Origin of the sequence: Spirosoma sp. KCTC 42546, assembly GCF_006965485.1 — a bacterium.
GTDB lineage: Bacteria > Bacteroidota > Bacteroidia > Cytophagales > Spirosomataceae > Spirosoma.
Window position 1 is genome coordinate 1,921,167 of record NZ_CP041360.1, and the last position, 14,127, is coordinate 1,935,293.

Here is a 14,127-nt window from a genome sequence, read left to right on the forward strand (position 1 = left end):
ATTAAGAATTGGGGGAGAAAGAAAAATCGTCTAAAAATAAGCGAATAATTGTTATATCGTCTGCCAGCCCATAAACGGTTTTACCGTTCCGCAGTTGGGGCCTGTATCTTTTCCTGTTCCAGGAACCTGTGTTTCAAGAACCTGGCCTTCCTGTATCGATAGTTGGTTGACCAGTTCCCAGGTAATTCCCGCTAACGGTACTTTTAATCGCCGACTCCATACGGAAGCCATCTGACCGGCACATCTGCCAATATCGAGGTAAACAAAGCGGGCACTCGGAGGGCCTTGCACAAAGGGCCCAAGAATAGTAGGTTGTGGGTCTTTATCCTGATTTCCTTTTACCCGCACGGTAAAATCGAACTCTAAATCCTGAGAATCGAATTGTTGTATTTGGACTGTCTCGTAATGATTGCCACTCCCTTTTTGCAAGCCAAAGTCGACACCTGCCGGTGGATTTTTCAGGATAATTCGCAGAGGTAACTCTTGATCCATTTTACAATTTTTTAACGTAGTGAGCTTCTAATGACTCAACGCTTTCTGTACATAAGGTACGTTAAAAATAGTTGTTAATTCACTTTCTCTTAGTTGTTACGTCCCACAATTCATCGTACCATTGAGGTAAATTCCTGACATTCACCATGAACCTAAAATCCTTACTACTGTCGGGCTGGCTAGCCTTCGTACTTCGTCCAGCCATTGCCCAAACAACCCCTTTTCCTACCATCGGTCAGATTGTTAAGGCTGATGCCCGATTGGATAAACTGGTTCCGCCTGATGCCAAAATAGAGGTGTTGGCTAGCGGATTTGATTGGACGGAGGGTCCGATCTGGGTGAAAAATGAAGCCTTCCTGCTTTTTTCCGACGTACCGAAGAATACCATTTTCAAATGGACTGATAAAGAAGGCGTCACCCCATTTTTGAAACCCTCAGGTTATACAGGTCTGGGCCCTTATAGCGATGAGCCCGGTTCCAACGGCCTGACCATCGACCGGCAGGGGCGCTTGATTGCCTGCGAACACGGCGACCGACGCGTTACAGCCATGTCGCTGACCGGTGGTGGAGGTAAACGTACCTTAGCCGATAACTATAATGGCAAGCGCTTTAATAGTCCGAACGATGTGGTGGCCCACTCCAGCGGCAGCTATTATTTTACGGATCCGCCCTATGGAATGCCTAAAAAGGAAAAAGATCCGGGTCGGGAAACCGACGGCTGGGGTGTTTACCGTATTGCCCCTGAACGGGCTGGCGTACCAGGAACCGTCTCTATCGTGGTTGGTGATTTGACGCGTCCCAATGGTATCGCACTCTCGCCCGATGAAAAAATACTTTTTGTTGCCCAATCTGATCCGATGCGCCCGGTCGTGATGGCCTACCCACTACAACCCGATGGTTCGGTGGGTAAGGGACGGATTGTGTTCGGGCCGGAGCAGATGAAGAAGCAGAATCTTGACGGCGGTTTCGATGGAATGAAGGTAGACCGCGACGGTAACCTCTGGGTAACGGGTGGGGGAGGGGTTCTGGTCCTGGCACCAACGCAGGGAATGGGCCCGTATGATTTTCTGGGTCACCTCAAAATTGGTGGCGCTACCGCCAACTGCGCCTGGGGCGACGATGGCTCAACCCTATACATAACCGCCGATATGTACCTCTGCCGAATCCGAACGTTCGCAAAGGGTTGGTGATCGTTAATGGAAAATGTATAATGAACAATGTATAATGACGAGTGGATATTAAAAGTATGGCATTTGCTTTTATTCTTCAGTATACATTGTTCATTATGCATTATAATTCGCCTAACTTTGTATAGAGTACTTCGCTTGATTGAACGGAATTTATTCTCATGTTGGAGAATCGGAAGTGGGTCATCATTGGCCTTTTTTGTATAGTCGGATTAACGTATCTGGCTCGGTTATTTTATCTACAGGTTTTAGACGATACCTACTCGCTGGGGGCATCGAAAAACTCCATTAAGCGGGTTGTCGAAATACCGTATCGCGGTCAGATTTACGACCGAAACAAACAGCTAATCGTTTACAATACACCCGTTTACGATCTTTACGTCACGCCCAAGCAGGTTCGTATTCCAGATACGGCGGCTTTCTGTCGGATGATGGCCATTACGCCCTCTGATTTCGATAGTATCATGGGGCTGGCTAAAAATTATTCGGCCGTGAAACCATCACTGTTCTTGCGCCAACTTTCTAAGGAAGATTTCGCCCGGATTCAGGACGCACTGGTCGATTACCGGGGTTTTGAGCCCGTAATCAGCTCCATGCGCACCTATCCGGCTCATACCATGGCGAATGCACTGGGCTATGTGAGCGAAATCAGCAAAAAGCAGTTGGAGAATCAGGATATCATCTATTACCGACAAGGCGATTACATTGGCCATAACGGGCTAGAAGAACAGTACGAAGAGCAGTTACGGGGTCGACGGGGCGTTAAATTTATGATGCAGAACGTTCGGGGGGTCAACAAAGGCTCCTGGAAAAATGGCGAGTTCGACACACTGGCGGTAGCGGGGCAAAACCTGATTACGGGTATTGATGTCGAGGTGCAAAAATATGCTGATAGCCTGATGCAGAATAAAGTAGGAGCTGTACTGGCGGTAGAACCTTCGTCGGGTGAAATTCTGGTTTCAGTATCGGCACCTACTTATGACCCTAATTTATTATCGAGCCGATTCTTCTCTAAAAACTATCGGGCTTTAATAAAGAACCCCTATAAGCCACTCATCAACCGGCCGGTTATGGCCAGCTATCGGCCCGGATCAACCTTCAAGCTGATTCAGGCGCTGATTGCCCAACAACAGGGCTCTCTTTTTCCCAACACTGTGTATGGACATGGGGGCTCACCCATGCGTTGCCACTGCCGCGGAGGTAATAACTTACGAGGAGCGGTGCAAAACTCCTGTAACCCCTATTTCTATTACGTATTTCGTAAATTTCTCTACTTCAACGGAGATAATAATACATTTAAGGCCTCGGCAATCGGCTTGAAACAGTGGCACGATATGGCGGAGAAATTTGGGATCGGAAGCCGCCTTGGCGTTGATTTGCCCAGTGAATTAAAAGGTAACCTGCCCACGCCCGAATATTACGACAAAGCCTATCATGGGGCATTACGCTGGAAATTCTCGAACGTTTATTCGCTGAGTATCGGCGAAGGCGAGTTGCTGATTAGTCCGCTTAAGTTAGTCAACCTGGCTGCTACGATTGCCAATCGAGGCTGGTACATTACTCCGCATTATATCAAGGGCTTTGGTAAGCCGGGCGCTGGATTACCGGCCGAGTATCTTGAACACCACGAAACGGGGATCGATTACAAATACTACTTACCCGTTATTGATGGTATGCGGGGCGCTGTTGCCCACGGTACTGTAACACCATTAGCCAATATTGACGGCATTGACTTGTGTGGCAAAACGGGGACCTCGCAGAATTCCAAATATGGACACAAATATGACCACTCGATTTTCATTGGCTTCGCACCCATGAACAACCCCAAAATTGCGGTTGCCGTGTTTGTTGAAAACGCAGGATGGGGTGGTAAAGCAGCCGCATCGGTGGCTGCTTTAGTGGCTGAACGTTATCTAAAACGTAAAACTGAAGCCCTAAAATTAGATGCACAAGTAAAAGCATCGAATTACCTGCCGCCTGCCCAATTCCTCCCTGGCGCAAAGAAGCCAGTTACTCCTAAAAAAGACACAACGCAAAAAACGCCTGCTCCAAAAGCTCTGATGACGGCTGCCAAGCCTAAGTCGGTAGTTGTTCCAGCGGTAAGCGGAAACTAACAATAAGTTTGAGGTTTGTAGTTTGAGGTTTGTAGTTGGCTGACGCACCAACAATTCGCGTGTCAGCCAACTACAAACCTCAAACTACAAACCTCAAACTACAAACTATAACAAACTTGGCTCGCCAAAACGACCCCTTTGCTCAAAATATTGACTGGCTCACACTGCTGCTGTACCTCGGCTGTGTAACAATGGGCTGGCTCAATGTCTATGCCGCTGTATACAGCCCGGAAGACCATACCAGTCTGTTCGACATGTCGACCAATGCCGGGAAACAGCTAATGTGGATCGGTACAACCGTGATACTGATCATTTGTGTTCTGGTTATCAATCATACGTTTTTCGATACGTTTGCCTTTGTCTTCTATGGCTTTATGATTTTGCTGTTGATTCTGGTACTTTTTCTCGGAAGCAACATCAATGGGTCGAGGTCGTGGTTTAAGTTCGGATCATTTACCCTTCAACCTGCCGAGTTTGCCAAAGTGGCAACGGCGCTGGCGCTGGCCAAATACCTGGATGTACCGGGTATCAATCTTACCAAACAAAAAGATCTGCTCTACATCGGCGGAATCATTGTGCTGCCCTGTATTCTGATTCTGGCTTCGAACGAAACCGGCTCAACGCTTGTGTTTGCCTCGTTTGCCATTATGCTTTATCGGGAAGGGTTGCCAGGCTGGATTCCGGCAGTAGGGTTGGCCGCAGCTACTTTATTTATTTTGGCTCTGGTATTTGCGAAGTTGTACATCTTCCTGGGTATTGTTGTTTTGTTGCTACTGGTGATTCTGCTGATGCCGCGCTACAACCGTACTCTACCTAATCTGCTCGGTATGGGGCTGGTTGGATTGATGATGATGGGGTATGTGGCGGGGGTTGATTTTTTTGTGAACAACGTCCTGCAAAAACACCAGCGCAACCGGATTAAAGTACTGGTTGATCCAACGATTGATCCGCTTGGTGTAGGCTGGAATGTGACGCAGGCCAAAATTGCCATTGGCTCCGGGCGGCTTCAGGGAAAAGGTTTTCTGGAAGGGACCCAAACTAAATTCGATTTCGTGCCCGAGCAAAGCACCGACTTTATCTTCTGTACCATTGGCGAGGAACACGGCTTTATCGGTAGCCTTGTCGTTGTCGCGTTATTTATCGGGTTGCTGGCCCGCATCGTGATTCTGGCCGAAAAGCAACGCACCAAATTTGCCAGAGTTTACGGTTACTGCGTGGCCGGGATTATCTTCTTCCACGTCATGGTCAATATCGGTATGACCATTGGGTTAATGCCTGTTATTGGTATCCCACTGCCGTTCTTTAGTTATGGCGGCTCCTCACTCTGGTCATTTTCCATACTTCTGTTTATTTTCCTCAAACTCGATTCCCGTCGGGCGGGCGCCATGTGGCGGTAGTGGTTATTGAGTTACTGGTTATTCAACATAATCCAATAACTCAATAACGAATAACCAATTTCCGACCGTTTACGAAAACTCCTTGCCCAGGTGAGATAAAAAGGTTTATTTTTAGATAATTGATTTACAGTTGCTTATGTGAGTAGCTACCCTCAATTATAAACCTAACTCTCTTGACGGATGGAGTCTACCGTTACTTTGCCTAGTGGGCCTAACAGTCTACTTAGTGAATTGCCCCAACCCATAGCCCTCAGCGAACGGATACAAACCATCGATGTCATTCGGGGTATGGCCTTGCTGGGTATTCTGCTGATGAATATTCCGTTTTTCGGGCGGTCATTTCAGTTGGAAGCCGAACCACTACTGCATCCGGGGACTACCGATCATACGGTCTTCACCTTCATTACCATTCTGTTCGAAGGGAAGATGCGGGCCTTGTTTTCGATGCTGTTTGGGGCGGGCATCCTGATCTTCATAGGCCGCAAAGAAGCCTCCGGAAGTAGTGGGTTCGCTGATTTGTATTACCGCCGACTCCTTTGGATGGTGTTATTTGGGGTAATTCATGAGTATGTGCTCATGTGGGTAGGCGATATCCTGTTCGATTATGCGATCTCTGCCCTGTTTTTGTTTCCCTTCCGAAATCTGAAACCCCGGCAGCTATTGATTTTTGCGCTGGTTTGTATTGCCATTGGGGGAATAAAACAGGAACGTCGCCAACTCGAATTGCGCGATAAACGGGAGAAATACCTGCAAACGGTCGCGCTTGAGAAAACGCATAAAAAACTGACAGACGCCCAAAAGAAAGATAAAGAAGCTTGGGAAAAGGTGGTTAAAAACTCTCGTCCTGATCCTAAGGAGGTTGCCGAGTTTAATCAGAATATGCGCTCGGGCTATGGCACTGTGTATAAAACCCTGGAGCCCGAGAACATTCGCTTTCACTCGATGTATCTTTATCTGGGTATCTGGGATATGCTATCGATGATGCTACTGGGCATGGTTTTGTTTAAATGGGGCTTCTTTTCCAATAAACTACCCACCCGAACTTACTGGCTGACCTTATTGGCTGGCTACGGCATTGGTATACCGTTAAGTGCTGTTGATTTGTCCTTGCTTCAACAAGTGGTAACCAACCCAGCTCTCTATGCCGATACTCAATGGATTGCGCCCGGATTGGGATATGACCTTCAGCGAGCGCTGGTCGGAATAGGTCATGCCAGTTTATTGCTACTCCTTTACCGCTCCGGACTCGTATCGTGGTTGATGAAGGCTTTATCGAATGTGGGGCAAATGGCTTTTAGTAATTACGTGTTACAAACGCTCTGCTGCACGCTGTATTTTAATGGCTATGGACTGGGGAATTTTGGCAAGCTGCCCTATCATCAGTTGTATTACGTTGTTGGTGTTGTCTGGATTATCAATATGGTATTCAGTGCTATCTGGCTTCAGTTCTTTCGCTTTGGCCCGTTAGAGTGGATCTGGCGAAGCCTGACCTACTGGAAACAACAACCTATGCGTAAACAAGCTTTATCTGCCTGAATAATGCCTGCTCACAATGAGCGAGATGGGTAGCCCAACCATGACCATAATAATTACCATACCGATAGCTGCTCTGGCTGGGTCGAATGGCTGAGCGGGAGCCTTACTTAAGGGGAGCACAATCCGGTTCATGACCAGCCAAATTAATATACCATAGAGTAAACCGATGGCAACTGGGCGGCTGATGTACCGATGGAGTTGCGGATAAATCAGAAAGAAAAAGGCCGCGAACGACAACGCAATAAAGAAATGGAAAGCCAGGCCCCAGGCAACCATATCGGTTCCGCCTGTAAGAGCCTCTTTCCCGAAAACCCCACTGGCAACATACCGCCAAACAGCCGCCGGATCTTTACCTCCCCGGATGATAAGCATCGTCATGGCGGCAACGGCATCTAGTAGACCCGCTACTAAACCAGCATAGATAATGGTACGAACAGATTTGTTAACGGCAGAAGATGAGGCCGGTTGGTTCATGGGATGTAGTTTTTTTAGAGGTTTAGGAGGCTTATGATCAGGTTGTTAAGATAGATATAATTTTAGTCAACCACACAGAGTGCCGACGTCTAAAAACGAAGGTCGAAGAGGAACAGCCTTAGCGGCTCATCTTCGACCTTTGTTTCTTAATTTCTGCCCTATTTAAAGAGTAGCCGATCTATTAAACTCGCTGATAAATAAGGGCCATTCGCTTCGCTTTGGTTGGATTAGGGGCTTTCGGGTTGTCACTAAAGTTAAAGACCCACGTCATTGTATCCCCCGTAAAACTAACATCATACGTTGCCGGTGGAATATCCTTCATGGTTGTTGTAATCGTCACTTTTTGACCGCTCATTGACCATTTACCGTTGACACTCATGTCTTCAATGGTTTTTTTCATAGCGCCACAGGCATCGGGAACAATTGTTTTCATCTGGCCATCGCCCAGAAATGTATAGGTAATGTCCTTTGAGCAGGGCATGGAACTGTTCATCAGGGCCATCATATCCGTAGTTTTGCCCGTGGCTTCAACGAGAGACATGCCGGTCCGTTTCCAGGTGCCTGCAATACTGGCAAATTTGGGTGAAAGCGTTGGTCGGAAGGCGGTTCCAATGAGGGTAATCAGGGTGACGAAAAGGAATGAGCGAATCATAAAAAGACGTATTTGTTTGTTTAGGCTCGCAAACTAAACTGCCGTTCAACAGGAAGGACAAACCTTTGATTGAACGGCAGTTAGTAGTTAGGGAAAGGCAATTTGGTAGAGTTGCTTTAGGTATATGAGGCAATGCGTTTAACTCACGCCCTGCGCTTCTACCACGGCAATGGCTACCATATTCACAATCTCCCGTTCTGAGGAGCCAAGCTGCAACACATAAACCGGCTTGCGCAAGCCCAGCAGAATAGGTCCGATGGCATCGAAACCAACCGAACGAGGCCCCGCGGCTTCGCGCATGAGGTTGTAGGCAATATTAGCGGCCGACAAATTGGGGAAAATAAGCGTGTTAGCACCTTCGTCGACCAGTTTGCTGAGCGGGTAATTCTGGCGTAATAGATCCGTATTGAAGGCCAGATGCGCCTGCATGGACCCATCAACCACCATATCTGGGTGTTTCTGCTGGAGGATTTCCGTTGCTTGCTGCATTTTATCGGCATCTTCGCCCTTAGCACTGCCAAAATTGGAATAGGTGACCAGCGCTATCCGGGGCTTGATGTTGAAACGCTCAACAGCACGGGCTGTCAATTCTGTAATCTCGACAATCTCCTCAGCTGTTGGATTCACATTGACGGTTGTGTCGGAAAAAAACAGCGGGCCACGGTTCGTGAGCAGGATGTACATACCCGCCACTTTTTTTACACCCGACTCTTTGCCAATGATCTGTAACGCCGGCCGAATTGTGTCAGGGTAGTTATGGCTCAAGCCCGAAATCAAGGCATCGGCCTGACCCGTTTCCACCATCATGGCACCGAAGTAAGTACGCGAATACATGCGCTTGCGGGCATCGGAAGCACTAACCCCTTTACGGTAGCGCTTTTGGTAGAATAACTCACCAAACTGCTCAATCAACCCCTGTTGTTCGGGCGCATGTGGGTTAATAATCACCACGTCGCCCAAATCCAGATTGTTCTGGGTAATCATCGCCTGAACTCGATCCTGGTCGCCCAGTAAAATGGGGTAAGCAATGCCACTGTCTTTTACCTGTTGAGCGGCTTTCAGCACCTTCAGATTTTCGGCGTCGGCAAAAACGACCCGTTTTGGGTTGGTGCGCGCTTTGTTATTAATGACCCGTGAGATGCGGGTATCCTGCCCCAGCCGACGGGCCAGTTGGCTTTCATAGGCTTCCCAGTCGGTAATTGGGTATTTAGCCACACCAGAATCCATGGCGGCTTTCGCTACGGCGGGTGCTACCGTTTCGAGCAGGCGGGGATCAACCGGTTTGGGAATGATATAACCCTTGCCAAACATCAGATTGTCCGTACCATAGGCCATGTTTACCAAGTCAGGAACTGGCTTTTTAGCCATGTCGGCCAATGCCCGAACAGCCGCTAGTTTCATGGCTTCGTTGATTTCGGTAGCCCGCACATCAAGCGCACCCCGGAAAATATAGGGGAAGCCTAATACATTGTTCACCTGGTTCGGATAGTCCGACCGGCCCGTTGCCATGATGATATCGGGGCGGGCAGCCAGGGCGTCCTCATAGCTGATTTCGGGAGTAGGGTTCGCCATCGCAAACACAATCGGGTTGTCGGCCATAGAGCGGACCATAGCCTGACTTACCGTGTTTCCTTTCGATAAACCGACAAATACATCAGTATCTACAAACGCTTCTTCGAGCGTGTACAAATCGCGGGATGTAGCAAACAGGCTCTTTCGCTCATCGAGATCGGTACGGTCGGCCCGGATTACGCCCTTGCTATCGCACATGACGATGTTTTCGACGTTTGCGCCCAGCGACACGTATAATTTGGTACACGAAATAGCGGATGCCCCCGCGCCATTAACCAGAATTTTTGCCTCCTGAATCGATTTGCCAACGATTTCGAGGGCATTCAGTAGCGCAGCGGCTGAGATAATGGCCGTACCGTGCTGATCGTCGTGCATGATCGGAATATTGAGTTCAGCCTTGAGCCGTTCCTCAATCTCGAAACATTCCGGTGCTTTGATGTCTTCCAGATTAACACCGCCAAAGGTGGGTTCCAGAATTTTCACCATCCGCACAAACTCATCGACGTTTTTGGTATCCAGTTCAATATCGAACACGTCGATATCGGCGTAAATTTTAAACAGTAGCCCTTTACCTTCCATAACCGGCTTGCTGGCTTCAGGGCCAATATCACCTAAGCCCAAAACGGCGGTTCCGTTGCTGATTACGGCGACCAGATTGCCTTTGGCCGTGTATTTATAAACGTCTTCGCGGTTTTCGTAGATGGCCATACAAGGCTCGGCTACACCCGGCGAGTAGGCCAGCGATAGGTCGGCCTGGGTACTATGATCTTTAGTCGGAATGACTTCGAGTTTACCGGGACGGCCCTTGGCGTGATACTCAAGGGCGTCTTCACGACGTATTTTTTGTTGCATAAATTCGTGTTTGAATTAGCTTATTCTGTTGGCAATTTAGGGAGAGTTCCTTAATAACCGCAGGGCTAATTCCAACACGCATTTATTTCATAGGCAAAGGGGCTTGAGTGTGTACCTTAACTATACTCCTTGGGCCGAAGTGAAAAGTAAGTCGGCTACTTTACGCACCAACTTGGTCATTGATCTGTAACTGCCGAAACCGATTGATGCCAACGGATGCCGGTTTCGTATGGGCAGTGAGTGTCCCAACAGATTGTTTAGCCTGGGTGTCTGTAATTCTGGCAACAGTTGTCTCAGAGGCAGTCAGGGCAAGCAAAGTGGCAACTTCGGCATTCAGGTGTTCCAGCTTTTGTTGTACGGAAATCAGGTGTTTTTCTAACGCAGTCATGTTGATGATTTTTATCATGTTTAGAGGAGCCCCGGTAAACGTACCCAGGCTCGCAGAATTGATAGTCTAGTAAATTTGAGGGCGTATACTGCCTCCAAATGGAGCCGAAAGGCGAGAATAACTTTCGAAGGCTAACGCATTTTGGCGAATAAAGCTAAGAACGCTTAAACGAGAAAAAGTACAAATACTGATCCACGTCGCCTTAGCGTTGTTGTCGTGTTTTAGCGCGTGTGATAGTTTCATAATTCTATTAATTTATTACTAATCAATACCTAAAAGAGAGGACCTATACTGGTTCTTCTCAACTATATAACAGATTTGTACGTGAGAATAGTTTAGTTTTATTAGTATAGTACGAATAGTGCTTCTGATTTTTCATCGAAACGGTAAATTGTTCAAGCGATTCTTTAGGAAATAATATGGGTTTTGGCCCCCGATGGCGCCAGGCTCCAGCCTGGTGCCGACTATTCCCCGGCCTCTGGCCGAAATATGAAAAGCTATACAGATTACATCGGCCAGAGGCCGGGGAATAGATGACACCAGGCTGGAGCCTGGCGCCATCAAACCTTGCTTTTGCATTCAATTTCTTATACATTATCTTTGGTCAGTACCCAAACTTTGTCTCCAGCCTGCCTCATGAATGATTTCCGCACTTGGCTAACAACCATTCGTTCAGTGATGGGGCGTATAGATGTAACTGAGAAATTGAAACGAATCTGCCTGTTCGCATTCCTAACGGGATTGCTGCTCGCCAGTTGTCAGACTGCACCTGAGAAAAAGACTTACCAGATTGGCTTTTCGCAACGTACCGGAACCGACACCTGGCGGAAAACCATGCTGGAGGATATGAATCGGGAGTTATCGTTTAGTCCCGAAATTGATTTTCTGGTAAAGGACGCGGGTGGGCAGAGTGATAAACAGGTTGAGCAAATTCAGGAATTAATCAATCAGCATGTCGATCTGCTCATTGTATCGCCGAACGCGGCCCGGCCCATTACACCCATCGTTGAGAAAGCATACCAGCAGGGCATTCCGGTTATTATTCTGGACCGACGGACCGACTCCGATCAATACATGGCCTACGTGGGAGCCGACAATGTTGAGGTTGGCCGTACCGCCGGAGCCTACGCCAATACGCTCCTGAATGGGGTGGGTAATGTTATTGAAATCGGCGAGTCACCGGGCTCATCGGCCGATATTGATCGGCACCGTGGCTTTGTCGAAGCCATTAGCCGCCATCCGGGCATTCGGTTGGTGAAAAAGCTGGAAGGCGATTGGGATAAGCAATCGTTTGCCGGAGAACTCACCCAGTTACTGAAGTCCCAGCCTACGATTCAGCTTATTTTCGCCCAAAACGACCGAACAGCCTTAAAAGCGCATGCGATCTGTCAGCAATTGGGGCTTGAACAACGGGTGAAAATTATTGGGGTTGATGGGTTGCCCGGTAAAAATGAAGGCATTGATCTTGTAGAGCGGGGAATTTTGAAAGCTACGGTATTATACCCAACGGGCGGTAAGGAAGCCATTCGGACGGCGCTGGCTATCCTGCAAAAGCAACCCTTCAAACGCGAGAACCGCCTACCCACCACGCTCATCGATTCGTCGAATGTGCGAATTATGAAACTCCAGAACGATAAGGTAACGGAGCAACAGGCTGATATTGAGAAGCAAAGTCGGCGTATCGATGACTTGAATCAGACGTATACGTCGCAGAAAAACACCTTATACTTCACGCTGGGTAGCCTGATTGTTGCCATTTTACTCGGTGGTTGGGCCTTGTATCTGTTCCGAACGAAGCAGGGGGCTTATCAACTGCTCGAAAAGCAGAACGGAGAGATTCGTGAACAGAAAGATGAAATTGAACGGGTATCGCAACAGGCTCGTTTGGCTACAGAAGAAAAACTGCGGTTCTACTCGTACATCTCTCATGAATTCAATACACCCCTGAGCCTGATCCTGACCCCGACTGAAGATTTGTTGAGCAAGAAGAACGTTAGTCAGCACGACCTTCGGAATAACTTGTCGCTGGTGCAGAAAAATGCCTACCGACTGTTACGACTGGTTGATCAGATGCTTGACCTGCGGAAATCGGATGCCGGGAAACAGCGGTTACGAACAGCGGAGCAGGATATTGTTACGTTTGTGCGTGACATCGTTCTGGACTTCCGACGGAAAGCTGAGAAGCAACGGATAGACTTACAACTACTCACGAATCTATCTACTCAACCGGTTTGGTTCGATGCCGAGAAGCTCGATAAGGTGTTGTTCAATCTATTATCGAATGCGTTTAAGTACACGCCCAGAGGTGGACTGATTCATGTCCGGCTTGATCGGCTCGATAATCAGGTGCGTATTCAGGTGCAGGACAACGGGCAGGGAATGGCACCTGACGAACAGGCTCACGCGTTTGATTTGTTTTATAGCGGTACCAAGTCGTTTAATCTGGCTAAAGGCGTGGGTCTGGCGCTGTCGATGGAGTTTATACAACTGCATCGGGGCGATATCAGTGTTCAATCGGTGCAGGACAAAGGAACCACCTTTACGATTCTGCTGCCTTTGGGTAATCAGCATCTGGAAACGGAGGAAATGGTTGGCTCAACCAGTCGGAATCCCCTATTCCAGCACCAGTTTCTGGTAGAAGCAGACGAAGACGTGGAAGCTCAGAAACCCGTTTCATTACCTGCCAAACAGATGGGTACCCTGCTGATTGTTGAAGACAACGATGAGCTGCGAAACTTTCTGGTGAATCGCCTGGGAGCTGAATACGACGTCGTTGCCGAAAGTACTGGCGAAAAAGGATGGGAGCGGATACTGGAAATTATTCCTGACCTGATTATTAGTGATGTTATGTTGTCGGGTACGTCTGTCGATGCGCTGGATGGTTTGGAATTAACGCAACGGATCAAAACCGATTTGCGAACGTCGCACATTCCGGTTGTACTGCTAACGGCCAACGCACAGATGGAAAATCGAATTGAAGGCACCCGCGCCGGTGCCGATGTCTACCTGACCAAGCCATTCAATACGACTCATCTGCTGGAAACCCTCCGCACTACCCTGATCAATCGCCAAAAATGGCAACAGCGGTTTGCGTCCGATTTCTCGCCACAATCGGGGAATCGACAGGAGAAAAAATTCCTGAACGAACTCACTGCCCTCATTGAGCAGAACCTAACCGATCCAGCTTTTGGGGTTGAAAAGTTAAGTCGGGAAATGGGCCTTTCGCGGGTGCAACTGTACCGGAAAGTGCAAGCCCTGATGGATATGAACGTGATGGATTACCTGACTGAAATCCGGCTGAAACGCGCTAAATACTTCCTTCGGGAAACCAACAAACCAATGGCCGAAATTGCGATTGAAACCGGCTTTAACTCAGCCGCTTACTTTACGACCTTCTTTAAACAACACACGAAGAAGACGCCGTCGGAGTATCGGAAATCACCGGTGGGGGCTTAGGGGTTGG

10 protein-coding genes are annotated in these 14,127 nt (G+C 48.3%); 5 read left to right on the forward strand and 5 right to left on the reverse strand.

What is annotated here, in order from left to right; all coding sequences use genetic code 11:
* Positions 1 to 51: 51 nt before the first annotated feature.
* Entirely contained in the window at positions 52 to 492 is a 441-nt protein-coding gene (locus EXU85_RS07785) for a DUF5990 family protein (protein WP_142771541.1), read from the reverse strand.
* Positions 493 to 638: 146 nt separating this feature from the next.
* Between EXU85_RS07785 and EXU85_RS07790 the strand changes: the two genes are divergently transcribed.
* From EXU85_RS07790 to EXU85_RS07805, 4 genes are all read left to right on the forward strand, one after another.
* Positions 639 to 1,682, forward strand: coding sequence for an SMP-30/gluconolactonase/LRE family protein (locus EXU85_RS07790; protein ID WP_142771542.1), 1,044 nt, complete (start codon positions 639 to 641; stop codon positions 1,680 to 1,682).
* Positions 1,683 to 1,840: 158 nt separating this feature from the next.
* Positions 1,841 to 3,793, forward strand: coding sequence for a penicillin-binding transpeptidase domain-containing protein (locus EXU85_RS07795; RefSeq protein ID WP_142771543.1), 1,953 nt, complete (start codon positions 1,841 to 1,843; stop codon positions 3,791 to 3,793).
* A 116-nt stretch (positions 3,794 to 3,909) separates the two neighbouring features.
* Entirely contained in the window at positions 3,910 to 5,190 is a 1,281-nt protein-coding gene (gene rodA, locus EXU85_RS07800) for a rod shape-determining protein RodA (RefSeq protein WP_142771544.1), read from the forward strand.
* A 180-nt stretch (positions 5,191 to 5,370) separates the two neighbouring features.
* Positions 5,371 to 6,726, forward strand: a complete 1,356-nt coding sequence (locus EXU85_RS07805; protein WP_142771545.1) for a DUF418 domain-containing protein — start codon at positions 5,371 to 5,373, stop codon at positions 6,724 to 6,726.
* Here EXU85_RS07805 and EXU85_RS07810 read toward each other — a convergent pair.
* The 4 genes from EXU85_RS07810 to EXU85_RS07825 form a co-directional block, all read right to left on the reverse strand.
* Positions 6,715 to 7,200, reverse strand: coding sequence for a DUF1440 domain-containing protein (locus tag EXU85_RS07810; RefSeq protein WP_142771546.1), 486 nt, complete (start codon positions 7,198 to 7,200; stop codon positions 6,715 to 6,717). The genes EXU85_RS07805 and EXU85_RS07810 overlap by 12 nt on opposite strands.
* A 181-nt stretch (positions 7,201 to 7,381) precedes the next feature.
* A complete protein-coding gene (locus tag EXU85_RS07815) occupies positions 7,382 to 7,852 on the reverse strand; it encodes a lipocalin family protein (protein ID WP_142771547.1) in 471 nt (156 codons plus the stop codon).
* 138 nt (positions 7,853 to 7,990) lie between these two features.
* Positions 7,991 to 10,276: an NADP-dependent malic enzyme gene (locus EXU85_RS07820; RefSeq protein WP_142771548.1), complete on the reverse strand. Its 2,286-nt coding sequence runs from the start codon at positions 10,274 to 10,276 to the stop codon at positions 7,991 to 7,993.
* A 160-nt stretch (positions 10,277 to 10,436) separates the two neighbouring features.
* Entirely contained in the window at positions 10,437 to 10,682 is a 246-nt protein-coding gene (locus tag EXU85_RS07825; RefSeq protein ID WP_142771549.1) for a hypothetical protein, read from the reverse strand.
* A gap of 618 nt (positions 10,683 to 11,300) precedes the next feature.
* On the opposite strand from EXU85_RS07825, the gene EXU85_RS07830 reads away from it, so the two are divergent.
* Entirely contained in the window at positions 11,301 to 14,120 is a 2,820-nt protein-coding gene (locus EXU85_RS07830) for a substrate-binding domain-containing protein (RefSeq protein WP_246859457.1), read from the forward strand.
* Positions 14,121 to 14,127: the final 7 nt, after the last annotated feature.

Excerpts from the sequence above, each read along its gene's own strand:
- EXU85_RS07785 (WP_142771541.1), bottom strand. The coding sequence starts at position 492 with ATGGATCAAGAGTTACCTCTGCGAATTATCCTGAAAAATCCACCGGCA.
- EXU85_RS07790 (WP_142771542.1), top strand. The coding sequence starts at position 639 with ATGAACCTAAAATCCTTACTACTGTCGGGCTGGCTAGCCTTCGTACTT.
- EXU85_RS07795 (WP_142771543.1), top strand. The coding sequence starts at position 1,841 with ATGTTGGAGAATCGGAAGTGGGTCATCATTGGCCTTTTTTGTATAGTC.
- EXU85_RS07805 (WP_142771545.1), top strand. The coding sequence starts at position 5,371 with ATGGAGTCTACCGTTACTTTGCCTAGTGGGCCTAACAGTCTACTTAGT.
- EXU85_RS07810 (WP_142771546.1), bottom strand. The coding sequence starts at position 7,200 with ATGAACCAACCGGCCTCATCTTCTGCCGTTAACAAATCTGTTCGTACC.
- EXU85_RS07815 (WP_142771547.1), bottom strand. The coding sequence starts at position 7,852 with ATGATTCGCTCATTCCTTTTCGTCACCCTGATTACCCTCATTGGAACC.
- EXU85_RS07820 (WP_142771548.1), bottom strand. The coding sequence starts at position 10,276 with ATGCAACAAAAAATACGTCGTGAAGACGCCCTTGAGTATCACGCCAAG.
- EXU85_RS07825 (WP_142771549.1), bottom strand. The coding sequence starts at position 10,682 with ATGATAAAAATCATCAACATGACTGCGTTAGAAAAACACCTGATTTCC.
- EXU85_RS07830 (WP_246859457.1), top strand. The coding sequence starts at position 11,301 with ATGAATGATTTCCGCACTTGGCTAACAACCATTCGTTCAGTGATGGGG.